At 66.5% G+C, this 18,920-nt stretch carries 24 protein-coding genes, 4 tRNA genes and 1 pseudogene; 6 read left to right on the top strand and 23 right to left on the bottom strand.

What is annotated here, in order from left to right; translation table 11 throughout:
- The first annotated feature begins 125 nt into the window (after nucleotides 1-125).
- The gene (locus ACFOWB_RS08420; RefSeq protein WP_128778782.1) at nucleotides 126-305 is read left to right on the top strand and encodes a hypothetical protein; all 180 of its coding nucleotides are present in this window, start codon (nucleotides 126-128) and stop codon (nucleotides 303-305) included.
- Nucleotides 306-397: 92 nt separating this feature from the next.
- On the opposite strand, the gene ACFOWB_RS08415 is transcribed toward ACFOWB_RS08420, so the two are convergent.
- The 15 genes and pseudogenes from ACFOWB_RS08415 to ACFOWB_RS08345 form a co-directional block, all read right to left on the bottom strand.
- A complete protein-coding gene (locus ACFOWB_RS08415; protein ID WP_128778781.1) occupies nucleotides 398-1,072 on the bottom strand; it encodes a hypothetical protein in 675 nt (224 codons plus the stop codon).
- Nucleotides 1,072-1,647, bottom strand: coding sequence for a restriction endonuclease (locus ACFOWB_RS08410; RefSeq protein ID WP_128778780.1), 576 nt, complete (start codon nucleotides 1,645-1,647; stop codon nucleotides 1,072-1,074). The genes ACFOWB_RS08415 and ACFOWB_RS08410 overlap by 1 nt, the downstream gene beginning before the upstream one ends.
- Nucleotides 1,648-1,875: 228 nt before the next feature.
- Nucleotides 1,876-2,072: pseudogene (locus tag ACFOWB_RS08405) on the bottom strand (SOS response-associated peptidase); the annotation flags it as partial.
- Nucleotides 2,073-2,135: 63 nt separating this feature from the next.
- Nucleotides 2,136-2,351, bottom strand: coding sequence for a hypothetical protein (locus tag ACFOWB_RS08400; protein ID WP_128778779.1), 216 nt, complete (start codon nucleotides 2,349-2,351; stop codon nucleotides 2,136-2,138).
- A gap of 605 nt (nucleotides 2,352-2,956) precedes the next feature.
- Nucleotides 2,957-4,051 (bottom strand): metallophosphoesterase, encoded by a 1,095-nt coding sequence (locus tag ACFOWB_RS08395; protein WP_128778778.1) that lies wholly within the window; start codon nucleotides 4,049-4,051, stop codon nucleotides 2,957-2,959.
- Nucleotides 4,052-4,173: 122 nt separating this feature from the next.
- A complete protein-coding gene (locus ACFOWB_RS08390; RefSeq protein WP_128778777.1) occupies nucleotides 4,174-4,557 on the bottom strand; it encodes a hypothetical protein in 384 nt (127 codons plus the stop codon).
- Nucleotides 4,550-5,362 carry a metallophosphoesterase gene (locus ACFOWB_RS08385; RefSeq protein ID WP_128778776.1) on the bottom strand — a complete coding sequence of 271 codons (813 nt, stop codon included), beginning with the start codon at nucleotides 5,360-5,362 and terminating at the stop codon, nucleotides 4,550-4,552. Before ACFOWB_RS08385 ends, ACFOWB_RS08390 begins: the two co-directional genes overlap by 8 nt.
- Nucleotides 5,359-5,664 (bottom strand): hypothetical protein, encoded by a 306-nt coding sequence (locus ACFOWB_RS08380; RefSeq protein ID WP_128778775.1) that lies wholly within the window; start codon nucleotides 5,662-5,664, stop codon nucleotides 5,359-5,361. The genes ACFOWB_RS08385 and ACFOWB_RS08380 overlap by 4 nt, the downstream gene beginning before the upstream one ends.
- Entirely contained in the window at nucleotides 5,661-6,131 is a 471-nt protein-coding gene (locus tag ACFOWB_RS08375; RefSeq protein ID WP_378146716.1) for a hypothetical protein, read from the bottom strand. The genes ACFOWB_RS08380 and ACFOWB_RS08375 overlap by 4 nt, the downstream gene beginning before the upstream one ends.
- Complete coding sequence (locus tag ACFOWB_RS08370; protein ID WP_128778773.1) at nucleotides 6,128-6,748, bottom strand: hypothetical protein; 621 nt, start codon at nucleotides 6,746-6,748, stop codon at nucleotides 6,128-6,130. Before ACFOWB_RS08370 ends, ACFOWB_RS08375 begins: the two co-directional genes overlap by 4 nt.
- Nucleotides 6,748-8,256: an AAA family ATPase gene (locus tag ACFOWB_RS08365; protein ID WP_128778772.1), complete on the bottom strand. Its 1,509-nt coding sequence runs from the start codon at nucleotides 8,254-8,256 to the stop codon at nucleotides 6,748-6,750. Before ACFOWB_RS08365 ends, ACFOWB_RS08370 begins: the two co-directional genes overlap by 1 nt.
- Before the next feature lie 187 nt (nucleotides 8,257-8,443).
- Nucleotides 8,444-8,758: a hypothetical protein gene (locus ACFOWB_RS08360; RefSeq protein ID WP_128778771.1), complete on the bottom strand. Its 315-nt coding sequence runs from the start codon at nucleotides 8,756-8,758 to the stop codon at nucleotides 8,444-8,446.
- A gap of 62 nt (nucleotides 8,759-8,820) precedes the next feature.
- The gene (locus tag ACFOWB_RS08355; RefSeq protein WP_128778770.1) at nucleotides 8,821-9,054 is read right to left on the bottom strand and encodes a hypothetical protein; all 234 of its coding nucleotides are present in this window, start codon (nucleotides 9,052-9,054) and stop codon (nucleotides 8,821-8,823) included.
- Nucleotides 9,051-9,200, bottom strand: a complete 150-nt coding sequence (locus ACFOWB_RS08350; protein ID WP_164919661.1) for a hypothetical protein — start codon at nucleotides 9,198-9,200, stop codon at nucleotides 9,051-9,053. Before ACFOWB_RS08350 ends, ACFOWB_RS08355 begins: the two co-directional genes overlap by 4 nt.
- Complete coding sequence (locus tag ACFOWB_RS08345; RefSeq protein ID WP_128778769.1) at nucleotides 9,197-9,649, bottom strand: hypothetical protein; 453 nt, start codon at nucleotides 9,647-9,649, stop codon at nucleotides 9,197-9,199. The genes ACFOWB_RS08350 and ACFOWB_RS08345 overlap by 4 nt, the downstream gene beginning before the upstream one ends.
- Nucleotides 9,650-10,127: 478 nt before the next feature.
- Between ACFOWB_RS08345 and ACFOWB_RS08340 the strand changes: the two genes are divergently transcribed.
- Both ACFOWB_RS08340 and ACFOWB_RS08335 read left to right on the top strand, forming a co-directional pair.
- Nucleotides 10,128-10,203: transfer RNA gene (locus ACFOWB_RS08340), tRNA-Gln, on the top strand.
- Between the two features lie 168 nt (nucleotides 10,204-10,371).
- The gene (locus tag ACFOWB_RS08335; RefSeq protein WP_128778768.1) at nucleotides 10,372-10,719 is read left to right on the top strand and encodes a hypothetical protein; all 348 of its coding nucleotides are present in this window, start codon (nucleotides 10,372-10,374) and stop codon (nucleotides 10,717-10,719) included.
- A gap of 84 nt (nucleotides 10,720-10,803) precedes the next feature.
- Here the strand turns inward: ACFOWB_RS08335 and ACFOWB_RS08330 are convergent, their stop codons facing one another.
- From ACFOWB_RS08330 to ACFOWB_RS08320, 3 genes are all read right to left on the bottom strand, one after another.
- The gene (locus ACFOWB_RS08330) at nucleotides 10,804-11,433 is read right to left on the bottom strand and encodes a type IV toxin-antitoxin system AbiEi family antitoxin domain-containing protein (protein ID WP_128778767.1); all 630 of its coding nucleotides are present in this window, start codon (nucleotides 11,431-11,433) and stop codon (nucleotides 10,804-10,806) included.
- 326 nt (nucleotides 11,434-11,759) lie between these two features.
- Nucleotides 11,760-11,833: transfer RNA gene (locus ACFOWB_RS08325), tRNA-Gly, on the bottom strand.
- A gap of 31 nt (nucleotides 11,834-11,864) precedes the next feature.
- A tRNA-Tyr gene (locus ACFOWB_RS08320) sits at nucleotides 11,865-11,949 on the bottom strand.
- Nucleotides 11,950-12,180: 231 nt separating this feature from the next.
- Here ACFOWB_RS08320 and ACFOWB_RS08315 point away from each other — a divergent pair.
- Complete coding sequence (locus ACFOWB_RS08315) at nucleotides 12,181-13,002, top strand: TrmH family RNA methyltransferase (protein WP_378146710.1); 822 nt, start codon at nucleotides 12,181-12,183, stop codon at nucleotides 13,000-13,002.
- Here ACFOWB_RS08315 and ACFOWB_RS08310 read toward each other — a convergent pair.
- Both ACFOWB_RS08310 and ACFOWB_RS08305 read right to left on the bottom strand, forming a co-directional pair.
- Nucleotides 12,999-13,415 carry a hypothetical protein gene (locus ACFOWB_RS08310; protein ID WP_261403771.1) on the bottom strand — a complete coding sequence of 139 codons (417 nt, stop codon included), beginning with the start codon at nucleotides 13,413-13,415 and terminating at the stop codon, nucleotides 12,999-13,001. The two genes, ACFOWB_RS08315 and ACFOWB_RS08310, sit on opposite strands and share 4 nt — an antisense overlap.
- A 19-nt stretch (nucleotides 13,416-13,434) precedes the next feature.
- On the bottom strand, nucleotides 13,435-13,800 hold the full coding sequence (locus ACFOWB_RS08305) for a hypothetical protein (protein WP_261405905.1): 366 nt from the start codon (nucleotides 13,798-13,800) through the stop codon (nucleotides 13,435-13,437).
- Here ACFOWB_RS08305 and ACFOWB_RS08300 point away from each other — a divergent pair.
- Nucleotides 13,727-15,436 carry an MFS transporter gene (locus tag ACFOWB_RS08300; RefSeq protein WP_378146708.1) on the top strand — a complete coding sequence of 570 codons (1,710 nt, stop codon included), beginning with the start codon at nucleotides 13,727-13,729 and terminating at the stop codon, nucleotides 15,434-15,436. The genes ACFOWB_RS08305 and ACFOWB_RS08300 overlap by 74 nt on opposite strands.
- A 151-nt stretch (nucleotides 15,437-15,587) precedes the next feature.
- Nucleotides 15,588-15,663 (top strand) — tRNA-Thr (locus ACFOWB_RS08295).
- Between the two features lie 20 nt (nucleotides 15,664-15,683).
- Here the strand turns inward: ACFOWB_RS08295 and ACFOWB_RS08290 are convergent.
- The 3 genes from ACFOWB_RS08290 to bluB all read right to left on the bottom strand — a co-directional run bounded on the left by ACFOWB_RS08290 (nucleotide 15,684) and on the right by bluB (nucleotide 18,810).
- On the bottom strand, nucleotides 15,684-16,856 hold the full coding sequence (locus ACFOWB_RS08290; protein ID WP_261403772.1) for an amidase: 1,173 nt from the start codon (nucleotides 16,854-16,856) through the stop codon (nucleotides 15,684-15,686).
- Between the two features lie 14 nt (nucleotides 16,857-16,870).
- Nucleotides 16,871-17,947 carry a siderophore-interacting protein gene (locus ACFOWB_RS08285; RefSeq protein ID WP_261403773.1) on the bottom strand — a complete coding sequence of 359 codons (1,077 nt, stop codon included), beginning with the start codon at nucleotides 17,945-17,947 and terminating at the stop codon, nucleotides 16,871-16,873.
- A 137-nt stretch (nucleotides 17,948-18,084) separates the two neighbouring features.
- Nucleotides 18,085-18,810 (bottom strand): 5,6-dimethylbenzimidazole synthase, encoded by a 726-nt coding sequence (gene bluB / locus ACFOWB_RS08280; RefSeq protein WP_261403774.1) that lies wholly within the window; start codon nucleotides 18,808-18,810, stop codon nucleotides 18,085-18,087.
- Nucleotides 18,811-18,920 lie beyond the last annotated feature (110 nt).

The following is an 18,920-nucleotide window of genomic DNA, read 5'->3' as shown; positions in this document are numbered from 1 at the left end:
CGCTGAGATTAGGCTCGCCAAACAGACGTTTCCAACGACCGATGTGGGTCAGTCACTGACGCCACTAAGCTGTCGAGCGTGACGATCTGCTTTGATATGTTACATGACTAATCTGCATCGCTGCGATGGAGAGTCATCTTGGCGCGCAAAAGGCCGGCCAGACCATCGATGACGGTCCAGGCAAAACCGTCCTGCCGCACATGGCGATAATCCGCACCAACGCCGCCATCCTGATCGACGCCGAGCAGATGTGCGGGCTGACTAACGACCGATCGAAGACACGCGGCTATGACGAATTCGCTTAGGTTCTTGCGGTCCGGACGGCAAATTGGATGGCTGACGAAGCCGCTAGTCGGCGCACTCAGGAAGCGCCCTATAGCGAGCCTCTGGACTTCGCCTAGTCCGGATCAACGAGCCTGAGCGGAGGCCTTTCTTCCCGTCGCTCAATCGCGCCCGGCTGCACCATCCCCTGGAGTCGTTCGGCGAGAGACAGCGCCTCATCCCAAAGACCGAAGTCGCGTGACGGCGGGCGCTCGGGCGAATTGTTTTGGCGCAGTTTCTCGAAAATTCCTGCGGATCTTACGCGCCTGGCCAGGGCCGCGACAATTCCGTCTGCGTAGCCCATAATGCCGTTAATATAGCTGACCTTCTTCTCATAGGTGATCGTGGTGGCCAGCAGTCGGCCGAATGCTCTCGCGGTCTCGCGCTCATACTCGACCCGATGAGCGTCAGACGCCCACGCCGGAACCCGATCTGTCGCCCCTTGGTAGCCGTGACCGGGTCGCTGCTCGTGTAGAAAGGTAGCGTAGTCGACCAGCTTCGCTGCCAGGTCGAGGACTTCGTGCTCCTTCAGGTCAAACAGCACGATCTCAACGTCGTTGTCGGAGGTGTATTCGCTAGTCTTCGACGTCTTGGCCTTAAGCACGAAGGCCGGCGCACCGGTCGAGATGCCGTTCTTCCGGAACTCGACACTTTCGTCGAGCGCTCCCATGCGTCCGCGCAAGGTGCGGTATGACTTGGATCCGTCCGAGACCTTCGACCGGTAGCCGTAGCCGGAAAGCAAAAATCTCATCACGCTACCCTCGTCCAAGGCGCGTCCATCAACTCATCAAAGCGGTCGAGGTCATGGATCGTCAGCAGCACGACGCCTGTTGACCTGGCGAGCGTGCGCGCCGAGGCCGTGTAACCAGCGTTGGTGACGACAGCGGCAGCGTCATAGCGGTAGTGCTGCTTAGCGGCGAAGACCTCTTGGACTGACTTATTACCTACCGACGACGTGTAATACTTGCATTGCACGACGGCACGGAAGCCGTCCTTCTCGGCCAGCACGTCAGCGCCCTGATCGCCCGTGGCTTGGGTAGTTATTGCAATCCAGCCTTGTTTCTGCAGTCGCCGCTGGCACCACTGTTCGAAGCCGGTCGGGGTCATGAAGTCCGGTATCGCGCTGTTGGCCGCGATCTCTTCGGCTCTCTTCACGATAGGGGCAATGATCGTATCTTTGAAATTAGCCAACGGCTGGCGCTGCATCGCGTCGAACGCGTTGCGCTCTTTGTCGTTGAGCTTCGCGTGGATGACCTTCTCGACGAAGTAGCGCCATTCTTTCTGCCAAGCCGCGTCATGAATGACGCCATATTCGTCTATTCTCACTGTTGCGAGCCGCTTCCGGGCCAGCGTCTCGAGGTGTTCCTGGACAGCAGACGACGCTTTATCGATCGCTGTCTGAAAATGATTTGAGCTTCCAGACGATGTAATTAAAATATATAGGAATATTAGGCCAAATATCAATAGTACAACTATCGAAACTGGTCGTGTATACGAGAACAATAAACCAGCGATGACAATGCCAAAAAAAGGCCGTTACCTGTATCAGAGTACCTACGAGTTCGCCCCGTCCCACTTTAATCCCCGAGCTACCACAGTGAGCTGATCGTCCGGCAGAGGCCGCTGAAGCCTATTCGCTTCAGACCACTCCGCCCTCGTCCAGACGTCGATTTCCTCCTCCGTCGTCAAGATGACCGGCATCGCTTTCGGGTGGCAGGCTTAATCACGGCATTGGGTTCGGTGGTGAAGAATCCAGCGCTGGCGGATCCGCACGGATCGGTACGGCCCGCTGATCGGCGGGGCCGCGGTCGCGGTCATCCTGATCTGGCTATTCTCCTGACGCGGCCGCGCGCGTACCCCGTCGACACTCGAGCCTCGAGCTCGGCGATCTGCTCCTCGAGCGCAGCGTTCGCGACCAAGAGACCTCGGACAGCGTCCCATGCATCGCCGTAGCAGGCCTCGACAGCCCGGTCGGTGGCGATGTCGAGCGCGGAATCCTGTGGCCCAAGAGCCTCAGCGGTTTCAGCCATCTCGTAAGCCCCCTGTAACGCCGTTTCCGCCGGAGTGATCTATTTTCCGCCGATCGCCCGATCGTGCCCGAGTCGGGTTGACCCGTCCAGAAATTGTTCCCTATATGTTCTCATAGCGGCTGTGGAAACGATCGCGGATGCACTGAGCGCCGGCTGGAGGGTCCGGGCACGGTGCGTTGGCGGCCCGGTCGACCACAAAACGTCCAGCCGCCGCTGCGACATCTTCGAGGAACTCGACCTCCGCAACCTCGCCTGAAAGCGGGGATTATCTTTTCTGGCCAGTATGTTATAGAGCCTGCTTAAATGCCCGCGCTGCGGCAACAGGAGGATCAGTCTGGTCTTCGAGCCGCCGGCACCGAACCAGGCGAACGCCGTCCGGGCACCGGTCTGGGCACGCTGATCCGGAAATAAGGGACCCTTCTTTTCGCTTCTCCCGTACCGTTTCCAGGGGCCTGAAATCTTACCGATCGGGAAGATTCGAGCCCTCAGAGCCGGTTTCTTCCCGATCGGTTAGCTCCTACCGCTCGGGAGGATTCGGGAGCTGGGAGGCCAGTTCCTCCCGAGCGGTAGGATATGGCGTCAGCGCCATAAACGCGGATATGGCGTCAGCGCCATAAATCCCCGATCGCCGCCTCATCCTCCGGCGGCGTCTCGCGCCCGACGACGATCGTGAAGGACGGATCGAATTCCGGGTTCTCGAGCTGCATCCGCGCCGCCTTGCCGCGCCCGACCTGGGTGACGTAGCCGAGCGGATTCGAGACCACCCGTGTGCGGCCGATCTCGTAGTCGACGGATCGGTGGACGTGCCCGTGGATCCAGGCGGCTGGCTGCAGGTCGAGGATCAGGCTCTCCAGATCGGATGCATAGGCGGCGTCCAGCAGGCCGGTCACCTGGCCGCCACGCAGCGACCTCGGGCTCGGCGCGTGGTGGGTGACCACAACGACATTTGCAGGCTCGGCCGCTCTCGTAATCGTTTTTGCAGGCTCGTAATCGTTTTTGCAGGACGGATTTGCGACGTCGTCGTCGCCGCTGAAGGTTCCTGCGATCGGCTGAGCGTTTTTGCGCGCGAGCGGATTTGCAGGCCGGCCTTCATCTGCGAACTTTTCTGCACGCCCGCGAACGTTTTTGCAGGCCACGAGCGTATCCGCAGGGCCACCGCCCGGCACGAGCGAATCGGCAGCCGCACGAGCGCTTCGGCAGGACCGGGTGATCGCCTCGACCGCGGCCGCGTGCTCCCGAACGGCGTCGCTAGGCAGGAACGGCCGCGAGCCGGCGCCATGTCGAATCTTCCGGTGGTCGTTCATCCCCGACCTTCGATCCGAGGCTGCAAGCATCGCCGCCCGCTGGTCGCCGGTCAGCCGGAAGTCGGTCCAGAGCGTCGCGCCGACCACAAAAACGTCACCGATCTGAACGCTCTGCCCGCGCGCGAGCAGGCTGATCCCGGCGGATTCGAACGCGGCGACCGCCCGGTCGAGCTCCGCAGGAAAACGCTTGCCGTAATAGCAGTGGTTGCCCGGGGTGTAGACGACCGGCGCGCCGGCAATCGCGATGTTCTCGACCAGCCAGTCGAGCACCCGAGTTGAGAGCCGTTCGCTCACATCGCCGGCCACGATCACGGCGTCGCAGTCGCTCAAATCCAGCGGGACCGCGAGCCCGTCATTGGCGTCCACATGCAGGTCGGAAAACACGCGAAAGCGCAATTTAGTCAGCCTTATCAGTGGTTTAGGCTTGTATTTTCTTGACCTATCGAAAGGTCATGGGCAGGTCACCCGTAGATCAAGTCGCAAGCCGCAAGCTCGAAATGAGGGTGCGTCAGCGTGACTCAATGCATGCCGTCCCGAGGCTTGGCCCGGTAGCCGATGAGCAGGTCCATCGTCTCGACAAGCGTGAGCTGAAGTATCTCCCGGAGCGTGGTCACGTCGTGTTCGCCGGTGACGCAACGCCGTACGAGCTCGGCTTCGGTGGGCACAGCGAGCGGCGCCCTGAGCTCTGCGGCGTACCGGCGGAGCGGGGTCGACCATCGACGGGCGCCGGGGTCAGTCCACTGCTCGATCGCGGCGGCCGCGCGTTCGACGGCGTCCGGATCTCGGCTGTCGTAGAACGGCTCCACCACGGGCTTCTGCCCGGGCGCGCGACGGCCGGCTTCGTGTCGAATGCGCTCGATGTCGTTGACGACGTCGCCGAGGTCGCGCGGGCGATCAGACATCGACCACCAGGCCCCAGTCGAAGCTCGGGTTTTCGCCGGCGTAGCCCTTCGCGTTGCAGATGATGCGCGTGTCCCGCAGGCCGGAAAACATCGGCTTGATCGAGTAGTCGAGGCTGACGTGGGTGTGCCCGTGGTTCCAGAGCCGGGGCTGGCCGGCGTCGATCAGGGAACTCAAATCGCTGACGTAGCTCGGCGTGCTGGGGTGGCCACGCCATCTCTCCGCGACCGAGAGTGGGTGCGGAGCGTGGTGGGTCACGACGACTGTCGGGCCGTCGTGCTCGATCTCGAACGCGGACCGCAGCCAGGCGACGCTGGTCTCGTGAAGCTCCAGCGCGTCGGCGGCCGAGAACCGGCGCGCGATCTTCCCCGGCTCCGGCGCCTCCATCAAGATCTGGGCGTGATCGGGCAGACGCTCCGCGACCCGCATGGAACCCTCCTGGCGCGCCCGCTCGCCGAAGGCATAGAGCTTGTAGTCGGTCCAGAGGGTCGATCCGAGGAATCGGACGCCGTCGATCACGGTCTGGCTGTCGTCGAGCAGGTGCAGGTTCGGCACGCGATCGGCGTAGGTCCGGGCGTGCCGGCGGGCCTGGGGCAGTATCTCGCCGTAGAACTCGTGATTCCCGGCGACCCACACGACCGGCATCCGGCGCGTGATCGTCAACCAGAGCCAGTTCAGCGCGAAGCCGACGCCCTCCACGATGTCGCCGGCCACGACCGCGACGTCGGCGTCCACGCGCGGAGGCTGCCAGCCGGACTGCGCCGCGATCTTGGACAGGTGCAGGTCGGAGATCACCCAGAGCCTCATTCCCCCGGCCTCCAGAATTTAGGCCACTGAGCCGAGGCCTCGGGGTCCGCGACAACGGCGGGCCATCCGCCCGCCACGACGATAAGCGACAAGGCCTGCAACAGCTGCCACGCGCCCTCGTGATCGCCTGAAAGCCGGAGCCCGTTGATTTCCACAACGACCAAGAGCAGGTCGGGCTCCCTCATGGAGAGCAGGCGCGCGGATTCCTCGCGGCCGATGAACCCACGATCCGCGTTGGCGCGGGTCAGCAGCCCGATCACGACGACGGCGTCGCGCAGGGTCTTTGGCTCGAACGCGCTCATGATCTCGGAATCTCGGTCTCACGCCTCGCCTGCGAGCCCAACCGGACGGCGTCGAAAAACCCGATCGCGTACCCGGCGCCGACGCTGATGTGCGAGAAATTTCCGGCCGCCATTGTCCGGCCGTCGACCTCTCCGACAAGCGCCCATCCATCCAGCCGCGGGAATTGCTCAAGCATCAGTGCGACGGTTTCCGCCCAGGCGGTGCGCGCCTCCGAGCCGGCGGACCAGTAGACGAGCTCCCAGCCTCCGGCCGCGTCGATCCGGCCTCCGATTTCTCCGAGCCCAGCCAACGATAAAGCGATCGGGCTCGGCCGCGTCAGGATCGCGGTCGCGACAGGTCGGCTGATCCGGCCGGTCCGATGGGCCGTCGCGACGTCGGCGGCCAATGCGAGGATGAGCGCGTCAGAAGTCATTCGCCCCTCGCGATCTCGGCGTCGCGCAGGGTCTTTGGCATCGAACGCGCTCACGCCGGCCTCCCAAGCTCGTAGTCCAGCCCGCTAAGCCCGCGTGCTGTCTGGCCCTCAACGACGGCCACGATCATCACCTCATCCCCGTCGACCGAGCGCGGGTCGCCGTGGATTTTCCCGCCGACCATCGGCCAGCGGTGACCGGGCCGGCCAGGGCCGAAGAGCCTGCCGATCCACCAGCGGTCGAGTAGCGGTCGCATGGACATCCGCACGTGCATCGTGCGCCGAGCCATATCGACCTGTACCTCGATCCCATCAGGTGCAGGCTTGACCTTTTGAGCGTGTGCCGCACTCAGATCGGCGGCGAGCGCTTCCCAGGTGTTTCGGGCATGATCGGGCGCGGCGTCGAATACGGCCAGCCAGCCGCCGGCGTCGAGGAGCTCCAGCGCCAGCCGCTCCATACCCGCCGCTCGCACGTGTAGATCTGCGACGCCGGGCTCGCCGAGACGCTCCCGGATCTCGGCCTCATCCTCGAGACGAGAAACGATGCCGAGCAGTTCGATGACGTCCGCGCCGCGCCCGGCGATCCCGTTGGCGCGCGCTGGTTCGAGCAGGCCGTCTCGGTGAAGGCCGCGGAGCGCGATCGCGATGGAAACGATGAGGAGGGCTTGCTCCATCACGCGCGCCGCATCGCCATGTCACGCCCGTCGACGAGCACCTCAAGGGCGCGCCGCAGTCGCCGGATCGAACCGCCGTTCCATGCTCGTCTGAGCACCTGAAGCTCGTCCTGGGCCAGCTCGTCCAGCCATCGCCTGTCGAGGTCGCGCTCGGCCGCGATGTCGTCGAGGATGCCGCGCGCGAGATCTCCGACATGCGCCCAGGTCGGCTCTTCAACCCGGATGATCCGGAATCGATCGAGCAGCGGCCGCGGGACGTCATCGAGCTTGTTCGCCGTCGCGATCCAGGACACGCGCGATAGGTCCACCTCGATCTCGAGCGCGAGATCGCGGTAGCGCCGGGCGGTGGACGGCTCGAGAAAGGCCAGCAAGGCGTCCACGAGCGAGCCGTTGTGGGACGCCTGCGACTTCTCGACCTCGTCCAGCACGACCAGCGGATTCGCGACGCCTGAAGACCTGATCAGGTCCAGCGGCACGCTCGGCCGCGACGTCGACCACTGCGCGCTGGTCCCCATCATGCTGGCGTCCGCGATCCCGCCGGCCGCGTAGGTCGTGACCGGCAAGCCGATGACCTCGGCGATCGAGCGTGCGAGCGACGTCTTCCCGGCGCCTGCAGGGCCGACCAAGAGCGTCGGCCTGATCCAGGCGAGCTCGGACGCCGTCAGGTCGCGCAGGATCACGTCGATCGCGGCCGCGGCATGCGGCGCGCGGCGAACCAGGGCGCGGCGGTGGGCAGCCACATCCCCGCGGCGGACCAGCGGCAAGCGCCGGCCGGCGATCGCCGCGAAGGGCCGCCACAGACGATCGCCCGCGCCCGCCGGCTGCTTCGGGACGACCTGCAGGCCGGTCACGCGACTCTCGCGCAGGCGAGCCAACCCGCCCGGCGCGCGCACGATCTCGCCGCGGTCCTCCATGACCTCGTCGAGCAGGTCCGTCATCTCTCCGGGTTCGGGCCGGTTGCGGAGGATGCCCTCTTCGATGTCGCCCTCCGCCCGGCGCTCGGCGGAGATCCTCGACCATGCCGAGCGGAGGATGTTCTCGCCGGCGGTATGGAGGTCGCCCGGGGACTTCGGATGCCGCCCGCCCTGGACGATCATCCGGAACCGCAGGCCGGCCGCCATCGCGAGCAGGTGGTGTTGGTGGTGCTTACCGGTCAAAAGCATGATCGCGCCGATCAGCCGGGCGCGCGGCTCCAGGGCTCCGAAACCGGCCACGCAATAAAGGTCGCAACGAACCCGGCCCTCGTAGCGGATCTTCTCCTCGGCGGCGGCCGCCAGCGCCCCGACGCGCTCAAGCTCCCGTCCGGCCTCAGCGACGTTGGTCAGGCTGACCTCGCCCAGGAGTGCATGAAGGGCGCTCCCGAGATCGGCGCGGCCGCGCTCAGGCCGGCAGACGACCAGCGCGTTCAGCGTTGTGTGCGCCCACGAGCGGACGTCCTTCTCGAAGTCACCACTTCGGAACGGATGGCCGACGAGCAGGTCCGCAAGCGTCGGCAGGTCGCCGCACATGATCTCGGCGCTACGCGCGGCACGTTGGCGCGCGACCGAGACATCCTCGGCGCGAGGGGTAAAAGGCGGATTCTGGGAGGGCAAAGCTGGTCTCGCTCGAACCGTCCAGCGCGGACCATTCCAGCGGTGGACTCGACCACCTTAGGTGATCGACGGTAGCGATTTCAAGCTGAAGTTGCTTGGCTGGTTACCGGATCGTTCGTCCGAGGACCTCGACGTGCGCCTCGGCGAGATAGCTTGCGATCGCCTCGTCATGGACGCCGGCGTCGCGCATGCGCTGGACGAGCGCCCGAAGGACCGCGTCCGGGTAGGGGTTCACGATCGTGAAGATCTTCTCTTGCTGATCCTCGAGCCAGGCCTTCACCTCGGCCGGCATCGGCATTTCCTGCTTGTTCCAGCGCTGGCCGGTCCTCGTGTCGACGCCGAAGACGCGCGCGAGCCGGCCGCCAGCGCCTTCCGGAAAGACGATGTGCATGAGGACTTCGTGCTCGGTCAGCGCCAATAAAGAATCCCCCGCGCCGTGGTCAGCGCGAGGGTGAGCATACCCGTCGTGGTGCTGTGTCGTCACGCCGAGAGCGCTTCGATCGCCTCGGCCGCCGCCTTTCGGTTGGCGAGCACCTGAGCCGCGACCGCGTCGGTGTCCACCGTCATCGGATCCGCGGCCTCGACCTCGTCGCCGATCCGGCGATTGCGGGCGAGCAGGTCATTGAGGAGGGCGTTGGCTTCCGGCTTGCGGCCGAGCGGGGCCGCGAGAACGGCGGCGAAGAGGCGGCGGGAGACGGCGTCGGGCTTGGTCACTGGTCGATCCTCACGAGGATGAAGGGCATGGGGCTGAAGCAGGCGTTTCCGAAGAGCTCGGCCTCGGCTGCGGTGGGGAAGAACTCACGGACGAGCTCGACGTCTCCGTCGATGTCCAGGGCGACGGCCCAGGGGCGGCCGGTCACCAGCCGATCTCTGTGTCGAGATCGACCCGAGGAATCGGATACGGGAACGGTGGAATGACGCTCCTATCGGACGAAACGCACAGCCAGCGCGCCGCGAGATCCTGGGCCTCCTCGAGCGCTTCCTCTCCTGTGACGTCGGAGATATCGAGCGTGAGGCCGTCGTCTGAGAGGCGAGCCTCTACCCACTGATCCTCGAACGCACGCTTGGCGGCATCTATGGCTGCAACCATCCCGCCGACCTGCGCCAGCATTTCGACTGTCGCCTCCGGGTCTTCGTCGTCGGGGTTGTCGATCGCGCCGGTGAACTGCACCAGCGTGCGGGTCCAGCCGAGTGGATGGAAGTCGCCGCGGATAGGGTCGTAACCCTCGCCCAGCACGGCGACGAGCACGCGTTCAGCGAGCTCAGCGCGGAGCTGTCGGTCTTTGTCCGTGATGATGATGGTGTTCATTCTCTAGGCCTCCTGCCGTCGCGCCTCGGTCATCCGAGCGGGACAAGGCCATGATATGCATGCGCCCTCGAAAGCCGCAATAGGGCTGCGGTACGATCTCGCCGACCGATTCGAAGTTCCCGGCCGGGGGGTCGGCGGACCGCTGTTTTGGAAAAGAAGCACCCTTCTTTTCGCTTCTCTTGTACCGATAGTTTTGGCCTGCGGAGCCTGCTGGAACGCCCGATTTATGATGTCCGATAACTCAGGGTTATCGGACATGACGCCTTCTTGGGCGCAATGTTGACAATGCCTCTTCTTGAGTCAGGCCGCAGATAACCGTTGTGGCGGGTCGGGGCTTCCGGCAGAATCCAATTTTCAGCCTAGATATCCGCCTGGAATGGGGCAGAGCCCTTAGTGCCCGCCACGCCTCTCCTAGAAGCGCACCAGGCGGGCCGTTCGAACTGGACTGTGGGGCGCGCTCCGGCCGCGCGCGCCCTTTTCGGGGGTGGCGCAATTGGTAGCGCAGCGGGTTCTGAGCCCGAAGGTCGGAAGTTCGAGACTTTCACCCCGAGCCAACTTCCAGCGGCGGCGTGGAGAGCAGACACGTAGGTGAGCGGGCCGCGCAGCGCATCGCGCTCCCGCAAGCTGGCAGGGATGAGGGCCTTGATGCGACGCAGGCCGTTCCCTCTGCGATAGCCGGCCTAGCGACCGGCCCGCTGGTAGCCTTTCAGAGGAGGTCTCCGGTGCTCACCCAACGCCATCGCCCCCTGACGCGCTCGCAGGCAGCCAAGCAGGCCGCCGTCACCCGTGCCGAGACCGCCCGCCGCGAGGCGCGGAGCTTGCGCTACTGGTTGGGGGACATCATGGGCGTCCGGCGCTCCAAGGCCGAGATGGTCGCGTCGCGCAACGCTTTCGACCGCATGACCGGAGCGGCGGCCTGGGACGTCGAGCAGGCGATGGGCGTCGCCGTCTGTGATGGTTTCGCAGTGAAGGCTCCAGGCCCGCGCGGCGGCGCCGGATGGACGCTGACGCCGTCCGGGGAGCGGATGATCCGCAGGCGGCTTGACCTGCCGGCGCGCGAATCCAGGTGACCAGGAGCGCCCTTGGGCGTTTCCTCCCCAGGACTGGGTCGTCGGTGGTGGCGCCGGCGGCCCTTTTTCGTTGAGATCGAGGGACTACCGGAGGGCCGCGATCGAGGGCGCCAGTTCCTCGGCCACCCTCAAGAATGGCGTCAACGCGTCCTTCACCCCGATCGCTTCCGCAATGTCCCAGATCTCGTTCAGATCCGCGCCGCTGCGCACATAGTCCGCCAGCGCCTTGGCGGCGGTCTCCTCGCCAAGCTTCCCTCGATAGCGGATGAGGTCGACGACGGTCCGCGCCGGCGACGTGAAGCGAACGTCGACGCCGGCGATCTGGACGGTGTTCACACCGACCTCCAAGAGTTCGGCCGGCCACCACACGAGGCGATGGGGCTGACGGATGCTGGGCGCCGCCATATTGCCGTTTCTTCCGCGATCGACCGCATACCAGATCTCTGGCGGATCCTCGTCGGACAGGCCATGGAACTGCGCCGCGGATCCGAGGCAGACGACGCCCTGCAAGAGCAGGGAGGTCGCGGCCAGGCTGATGCCAGTGGTCGCAAGGCCTTCGGCGCTTACGTAGACGCCCCGGGCGTATTGAATGATCCGACCGGCGTCGGCGGCGCGCTTGATCGCCATCCGCGACAACCCGGCTGCAGCCAGATCGGCGGATCGATGCAGCCTGTTGTCTGCGAAGATAGCGTCGATAGCGGGTGGAGGGCTCATGCGAGCAGCCTATCCGCGCAGCCCGCATGTTACAATGAAGTAGCAAAATCTCAGTTTTGCTACCTGAACGTAACATCCCCGGCCGCCGGTTTTCGAAACGTCCAAGTAGCAAAATCCGATTCGAGCTACTTCGCTGTTTCGTAACCCCCTTCCCGATTCGGACGCCGGCGAGAACGCCTAGCGAACCTCCGTGGGGACTTCGTGGGGACTTTCTGCACCGAAACACCCCACAAGAGGCCTTTTGGCCGCCTTACGTTCCCCTAGCCCCCACGCCGCATGAGGCGGCCAGAGGCCAGAAAAACGTTCAATTTTCAGGGCTGGAAGGCTGGAGCGGGTACCGGGAATCGAACCCGGGTATTCAGCTTGGAAGGCTGCTGCTCTACCATTGAGCTACACCCGCGCGCCGCCCGTCATAGCGCATTCATGCGGGATGGTGGAGGGGGTTGGATTCGAACCAACGTAGGCTGAGCCAACGGATTTACAGTCCGTCCCCTTTAACCACTCGGGCACCCCTCCACGCCGGCCCCGATATGTAGGGGGCCGCGCAAGCGCCGCGGTCCCGAAGGACAGAAGCGATCGCGGCGCTCGCTATAGGGGGAGGCCGCGCCCTCGGTCAACCGGAAAACCGCGCGGCGGCCGCCCGGCTGTGGGCGAACGCGTTGCCAAGCGGCCCGTCGTGGTGGAAGAACCGCGCCTTGGCGGCCCGAACGTCGCCGTCTCGAACCTTCCGCCCCAAGGGAGCCCAGAATGTCCGTCTCCCGACCGCCCCGCCGGCCACGCCCCGGCGCGCAGGGCCGCGACGCCAAGGACGGCCAGAAGAGCTGGGGTCCGCGCGCCTTTCCGCGCGATCACGACGGCCCGGTCGTGCTCTACGGCTTCCACAGCGTCGTCGAGGCCCTGCGGAACCCGAAGCGCAAGCCGATCCGTCTTCTCACGACAGAGAACGCTCTCGCCCGCCTCGCGGAGGCCGGCGTCGCCGAGCGCCTCGCGCCGGAGATCGTGCGCCCCGGCGAGATCGATCGCCTGCTCACCCCCGACGCCGTCCATCAGGGCCTCTATCTCGAAGCCGAGGCGCTGAAAGTCCCGACGCTCGAGACGATCCCGCGCGACGGGCTCGTGCTCGTGCTCGACCAGATCACCGACCCGCACAATGTCGGCGCGATCGTGCGCACCGCGGCCGCCTATGCGGTGGACGCCATCGTCACCACCGCCCGCCACAGCCCGGAAGCCACCGGCGTGCTAGCGAAATCGGCGAGCGGAGGCCTCGAACACGCCCCTCTGGTGCTCGTCCAGAATCTCGCCCGCGCGCTCCAACATCTTGGCGAACGGGGATTTCTGCGGATCGGGCTCGATTCGGATGGGCCCGCCCCGCTCGACGACGCCAAGCTCGGCGACCGCGGCCTCGCGCTGGTGCTCGGAGCCGAAGGCAAGGGCCTTCGCCAATTGACGCGGGAGACCTGCGACGTCCTCGCCCGGCTCGACATGCCCGGCGCGATCAAGAGCCTCAACGTGTCGAACGCGGCGGCGATCGCGCTGCACGTCGCGCGGCGGACGAAACCGGCGGGCTAGCGCGGCTTGTACTGGTTGATGCGGGTGGCCGCGTCGGTCCGCACGGTCGGGCCGCTCGGCGCGATCGCGGGCCCTGGCCGCTGAAGGGCGCGCGCGCGGCCGAAGCCGTCATAGGTGTCCGGACGGCCCGGCACGTTCAGCCGCCGCCCCCGCGCGTCATATCGCGGCGCCTCGAAGCGCTGCCGCGGGTAGGTGGAGCGCTGGGGCGTCATCACGATCTCGGGAGAGCGCCGCCCGCGACGCCAGTCGCGGTCGGCCTGTCCGGACGGGCGTGTGACCGCGCCAGGGCGCTGGTCGTAGGGCGCGGCGATCGAGGTTCCCGGGCGTCGCTCGTCGGCGACGACGGGCCCGACGCCCAGCGCATGGCACGCCAGCGCGAGAACGATCGCAAGCGGCATAGACGAACGTCGCATTCAGCCTCCAGTCGACGAGTCATTCCAACAACTTGTATCTAGTTGGTGCGACATTCCGCGCCAGTAGCGCGGGGATCGTTTCGGCGGTCGCCGAAAGCGTTGCGGCGGTCCCGTCGTCAGGCTGAAGACCGGCGTCCAGGACGTCAGCTACAGGGCGAATCGCGGCGAAGGCTTCGCGGTTCGTCGGGGGTGGGACCGACGGCCGGAAGAGCCGCGGGTCCAGTGTTTCAACGAAGCCGCCGAAAACAAGGCGGCGCACGGCTGCGACGCGACGGGAACGCGCGCCGACCGCCAGAACCGAGGTGACGCCCATGTCAGTCGCAACAGCCGCTCCGAGCATGGCCGAAAGGACGCGGCCAATGACCCGCGAGGAGAAGAAGGTCATCCTGGCCTCCTCCCTCGGCACCATCTTTGAATGGTACGATTTCTATCTCTACGGAACGCTCGCCGTGATCATCGGCAAGCAGTTCTTCTCGGCCTTCGATCCGTCCACCCAGGCGATCTTCGCGCTGCTGGCGTTTGCGGCGGGCTTCCTGGTCCGTCCGTTCGGCGCGCTGGTGTTCGGCCGCCTCGGCGATCTCGTGGGCCGCAAATACACCTTCCTGATCACCATCGTGATCATGGGCGCTTCAACCTTTCTCGTCGGCCTGCTGCCGAGCTACAACGAGATCGGCTGGCTCGCGCCGGTGATCCTGATCGTGCTGCGCATGCTCCAGGGCCTGGCGCTCGGCGGCGAATACGGCGGCGCGGCGGTCTATGTGGCCGAGCACGCCCCGGTCGGCCGCCGCGGCTTCTACACCGCCTGGATCCAGACCACCGCCACGCTCGGCCTGTTGCTGTCGCTCGCGGTCATCGTGTCGCTGCGCCTGTGGATGGGCGAGCAGGCGTTCCAAACGGACTTCCAGCTGTTCTTCGGCCTGCAGGGCGGCTGGCGCATCCCGTTCCTGGCCTCGATCCTGTTGCTTGCGATCTCGATCTACATCCGCATGCAGATGCATGAGTCGCCAGCCTTCACGAAGATGAAGGAGGAAGGCACGCGCTCGAAGGCTCCGCTCACCGAAGCTTTCGGACAGTGGAAGAACTCCCGCCTCGTTCTCATCGCGCTGTTCGGCCTGGTGGTCGGCCAGGCGGTGGTCTGGTACACGGGTCAGTTCTACGCGCTGTTCTTCATCCAGAACATTCTGAAGATCGACCTTCTGACCGCCAACGTGCTGATCGCCTGGTCGCTCATCATCGGCACCGGCGGCTTCCTGTTCTTCGGCGCGCTGTCGGACAAGATCGGCCGCAAGCCGATCATCCTCGGCGGCTGCCTGATCGCGGCGGTCACCTACTTCCCGCTGTTCGGCGCGCTCACCTCGGTGGCCAACCCGAAATATGAGCGGGCGCTCGAGAACGTGAAGATCGAGGTCTCGGCCGATCCCGCCACCTGCGGCACGCTGTTCGACCCCGTCGGCATCCGCAAGTTCACCGCGCCCTGCGACGTCGCGCGGCGCACCCTCTCGCAGCAGGCGCTGCGCTACACCAAGGTCGAGACTCCGGCGGGCTCGCCCACCAAGGTCACGGTCAACGGGACGGAAGTGCCGTTCGAGGCCGCCACCTTCGCCAAGACGATCGGCGAAGCGGCCGTCGCGGCCGGCTATCCGGCCGCCAACGACGCCGAGAAGGTCAAGGTCAACGGGTTCTTCGCCGCGCTCGGCAACATGCAGGCGCTGAAGATCATCGGCATCCTGACCATCATGGTGCTGTACGTGACAGCCGTGTACGGCCCGATCGCCGCGGCGCTGGTCGAGTTCTTCCCGACCCGCATCCGCTACACCGCCATGTCGTTGCCCTACCACATCGGCAACGGCTGGTTCGGCGGCCTCTTGCCGGCGACCTCCTTCGCGATCGTGGCCTCGACCGGCGACATCTACGCCGGCCTCTGGTACCCGATCTGCTTCGCGGTCTTCACCTTCATCATCGGCATCATCCTGGTGCCGGAGACCAAGGACCGCGACATCACCACCTACGAGCACGCCTGACCGCTCAGGCCTGCCCGAGAACGGAAAAGGCCCCGCGGCGAACCGCGGGGCCTTTTTCTTTTCGCCGGACGACGGCGCAATCGTTTTGCAAAGATCGGTCGCTATCCCTAAGAACAGCGCCATGCGCCGATCCCGAAGGTCGTCCGCCGGCGCCGCGTTAGCTCAGTTGGTAGAGCACCTGATTTGTAATCAGGGGGTCGCGGGTTCGATCCCTGCACGCGGCACCACGGACGTCTCGGCGGAAGCCTCAGCCCAGCAGCCGTCCCGCCAGCGCGATCAGGGCCTCGTCCTGGCCGCGCGCCGCGACGAGGGAGAGGCCGACCGGGCAGCCGTCGACGACGCCCAGCGGCAGCGAGATCTGCGGCAGGCCGGCATGACCCGCAGGGCACAACATCTCGAGCGCCGCGGCGCGGAAGACGTTGAGCTCAGGCTCGGGCGTGCCGATCAGCGGAGCGATCCCGGGGACGGTCGGCGACACGAGAATCACGCCCGGCGGCAGAAGCGCCTCCATCTCCGCGCGGATGGTCTCGAGCCCGGCCTTGGCGCCTGCGATCTCGTCGGCGGAGAGCCTTGAGGCGGCCTCGAAGCGCTCTTTCACGCCGGGACCGAAGGTCGGGCGGACGCGCTCGACCCAGTCCCCGTGAAGCGACCAGGCCTCGGCCGACTGGATGATGCGGAACACGTCGCGCCAGCCGGCGCCGCGCGCGCCTGACACCTCGACATGGTCGGCGCCGCCAAAGAGGCCCGTCAGCTTCTCGAGCGCGGGCGCGAGCGCCTCTCGCGTCTCGGGTCGGGCGCGCGCCCACATGTCGTCAGCGACCAGCAGGCGCGCCGGCTCCACGGTCTTTTCGGGCGCGCCAAGCAGAACGCCCCCCACCCGCTCGAAGGTCGCAAGGTCGCGCGCGAACCAACCAACCGTGTCGTAGCTCGGCGCGAGCGCCACCGCGCCGTCGATCGGAATGCGGCCGTGGGTGGGCCTCAGGCCGATGAGCCCGCAATAGCTTGCGGGCAGCCGCACCGAGCCGCCGGTGTCGGTGCCGATCGCGAAATCGACGAGCCCCGCGGCGACCGCAGCGGCGGAGCCGGAAGACGAACCGCCAGGGATGCGCCCCGGCGCCGCGCGGTTCTTGGGCGTGCCGTAGTGAAAATTCTCGCCGTTGAGGCTCCAGGCGATCTCGTCGGTGATGGTCTTGCCCGCGAGCCGCGCGCCCGCGGCGAGCAGCGCGGCGGGGACCGGGGCGGTCTCGGACGGAACGTCGTGCGTGTTCAGCCAGTCCGGATTGCCGGCGCTTGTCGGGACGCCCGCGAGATGGAACAGATCCTTCAGCGCGAAGGTCAGGCCGGACAGCGGCCCGTCGGCCGTCGGCTCACGCTCGACCGCTCCGTGGGGGACAAGGGCTCCGATCTCGTCGACGAACACGCGCGCAAAACCTCTCAGGCCGCGGCGGCGTCCATCGCCTCCCGCTGCCAGTACCCGACGACGAGAAAGCGGTCGCGCGCAAGCCCTTTCGCCTTCAGATGCTTGCGGATGGCCTTTGCGGCCGAGACCTCGCAGGCCGCCCACACGAAAGGATCTGAGTCCATCGGCAGCGGCGCGGCGATCACGGCGCGATGCAGCAGATCGGTCGCGCCCGCGGGCGCGCCGCGACGGTGCAGCCAGCGCACGGCGACGCCGGCAGGCGCATCGAGCGCAATCTCGTCGGCGCGCGAGTTCACCTCGATGAAGACGACGCCTGCGGCCTCACGCGGCGCCTCCTCCAGCATTCGGGCGATCGCCGGCAGCGCCGTTTCGTCGCCTGCGTAAAGCGTCCAGCCGTCCTTCGGCGCGACGCGGCCCACCGGCCCCGCCATGCCCACGATCGCGCCGGGCGTCGCCCGGGACGCGAAGGCGCAGCCCGGCCCCTCGTCCTCATGCATCACGAAGTCGACGTCGATCTCGTTGGCTTCCGGCCGCCAGCGCCGCACCGTGTAGTAGCGGACCTCCGGGCGTTTCGCCTCCTCCGGCCAGATCGTGCGCCCGTCCGGCCCCGGCCTCGGCCATTCCGGCGTCGCGAGGCCGTCGGGCGGAAAATAGATCCGCACGTGGATGTCGGCCGCAGAGCCGAAGCGCGCGACGTCGTCGCCCGTGAAGGTCAGGCGCCTGATGCGCGGCGCGACCTCGACATTGGCGACGAGCCGCACCTCGCGGAAATCGGCGAACAGGCGCCCGGTCGGCATCTCGCCGCGCCAGGCGAGGCTGAGGCCCTCGTCCTTGCCGAGCGCCAGAAACGTTTCGGTGACCGAGGAGCGCATGATCTCGAGCACGCCGAGCTCCGCGCATTCGAGCCGGAATCGGAGCACCTCGCCATGCGCCTCCATCACGCCCAGGCTCGCGCCGAGCTTGGCGGTGGTGCGGGAGCCCTGGGTTTCGAGCTCGACCTCGTAGCCGTCCCAATAGGCCGTGATTTCGGCCGCGAGCGCTTCGGCGTTTTCGGTCCGGATTTCGGCTTCGGAGACGAACAGTCGGGTCATCGCAAGCGCTCCGCGGGCGGGGGCCGCGACAGGCTTAACCGATCCAAGCCGCCACCGGCAACGCCACGGGCGAAGATGATAATCGTTCTAAAATCAGCAGGTTCCACCGTTCGGCCCGCATGGCGCAGCGGCTGCGATCAGCGATTGAACATCTCCGCGCCCGCGCCCCAGCGCTCGTCGAAGACAACGTCGGCGAGCGGCAGCCGCTCGCCCCAGCGTCGCGCCTCGAGCTCCGGGCGCACATGCAGTCGCTCGACATGGCCGACGCACAGATAGGCCACCACGCACACATGCTCGGGCAGGCCGAACGCCGGCTTCAGGTCGTCGGGCTCGAAGATCGACACCCAGCCGACGCCGATCCCCTCGGCGCGCGCCGCGAGCCAGAAATTCTGGACGGCGCAAACCGTGCTGTAGAGGTCGACGTCGTCCTGGTGGGTGCGTCCGAGCACGACGGGTCCGCCGCGCGATCGGTCCGCCACCACGCAGATGTTGAGCGGCGCCGCCTCGATTCCCTCGAGTTTCAGCCGCCGATACTGCGCGGCGCGCTCGCCGTCGAACATGTTCGCCGCCTCCTCGTTCCGCCGCGCGACGATGCCGGCGACTTCGGCCCGCTTCTCCGCCGAACGCACGAGAATGAAGCTCCAGGGCTGCGACAGCCCGACCGACGGTGCGCAATGGGCCGCCTTGAGCAGCCGCGCCAGAATTTCGTCGGAGACCGGATCGGGCAGGAACTCGTTGCGGACGTCTCGCCGGCTCTCGATCGCGCGGTAGACGGCGGCGCGCGCGGCCGCGTCGAAGGGCCCGGCGGCCCGGCGCTCCCGGTCGGCCTCGTCGTCCGGCGTTCCCTCGGCGGGGGCGGTCATCGTGCGGTCCTTGAACTTGATGACGAGGTCTATGGCCTCGCCCGCCGAGCGCGCAAGATGACCTCCGTCGAAGGATCCCGGCAAAGGATCCGCAGCAGGAAGAAACGGTC

It is taken from the genome of Chenggangzhangella methanolivorans, from assembly GCF_042648545.1.
Taxonomy (GTDB): domain Bacteria; phylum Pseudomonadota; class Alphaproteobacteria; order Rhizobiales; family Methylopilaceae; genus Methylopila; species Methylopila methanolivorans.
The sequence above is the reverse complement of the archived record's forward strand: the minus strand, read 5'-3'. Positions and strand labels throughout refer to the sequence as shown.

Excerpts from the sequence above, each read along its gene's own strand:
- ACFOWB_RS08420 (WP_128778782.1), top strand. The coding sequence starts at position 126 with ATGGAGAGTCATCTTGGCGCGCAAAAGGCCGGCCAGACCATCGATGAC.
- ACFOWB_RS08415 (WP_128778781.1), bottom strand. The coding sequence starts at position 1,072 with ATGAGATTTTTGCTTTCCGGCTACGGCTACCGGTCGAAGGTCTCGGAC.
- ACFOWB_RS08400 (WP_128778779.1), bottom strand. The coding sequence starts at position 2,351 with ATGGCTGAAACCGCTGAGGCTCTTGGGCCACAGGATTCCGCGCTCGAC.
- ACFOWB_RS08390 (WP_128778777.1), bottom strand. The coding sequence starts at position 4,557 with ATGTCTGATCGCCCGCGCGACCTCGGCGACGTCGTCAACGACATCGAG.
- ACFOWB_RS08385 (WP_128778776.1), bottom strand. The coding sequence starts at position 5,362 with ATGAGGCTCTGGGTGATCTCCGACCTGCACCTGTCCAAGATCGCGGCG.
- ACFOWB_RS08380 (WP_128778775.1), bottom strand. The coding sequence starts at position 5,664 with ATGAGCGCGTTCGAGCCAAAGACCCTGCGCGACGCCGTCGTCGTGATC.
- ACFOWB_RS08370 (WP_128778773.1), bottom strand. The coding sequence starts at position 6,748 with ATGGAGCAAGCCCTCCTCATCGTTTCCATCGCGATCGCGCTCCGCGGC.
- ACFOWB_RS08365 (WP_128778772.1), bottom strand. The coding sequence starts at position 8,256 with ATGTGCGGCGACCTGCCGACGCTTGCGGACCTGCTCGTCGGCCATCCG.
- ACFOWB_RS08345 (WP_128778769.1), bottom strand. The coding sequence starts at position 9,649 with ATGAACACCATCATCATCACGGACAAAGACCGACAGCTCCGCGCTGAG.
- ACFOWB_RS08330 (WP_128778767.1), bottom strand. The coding sequence starts at position 11,433 with ATGAGCCCTCCACCCGCTATCGACGCTATCTTCGCAGACAACAGGCTG.
- ACFOWB_RS08315 (WP_378146710.1), top strand. The coding sequence starts at position 12,181 with ATGTCCGTCTCCCGACCGCCCCGCCGGCCACGCCCCGGCGCGCAGGGC.
- ACFOWB_RS08310 (WP_261403771.1), bottom strand. The coding sequence starts at position 13,415 with ATGCGACGTTCGTCTATGCCGCTTGCGATCGTTCTCGCGCTGGCGTGC.
- ACFOWB_RS08300 (WP_378146708.1), top strand. The coding sequence starts at position 13,727 with ATGTCAGTCGCAACAGCCGCTCCGAGCATGGCCGAAAGGACGCGGCCA.
- ACFOWB_RS08305 (WP_261405905.1), bottom strand. The coding sequence starts at position 13,800 with ATGACCTTCTTCTCCTCGCGGGTCATTGGCCGCGTCCTTTCGGCCATG.
- ACFOWB_RS08285 (WP_261403773.1), bottom strand. The coding sequence starts at position 17,947 with ATGACCCGACTGTTCGTCTCCGAAGCCGAAATCCGGACCGAAAACGCC.
- bluB (WP_261403774.1), bottom strand. The coding sequence starts at position 18,810 with ATGACCGCCCCCGCCGAGGGAACGCCGGACGACGAGGCCGACCGGGAG.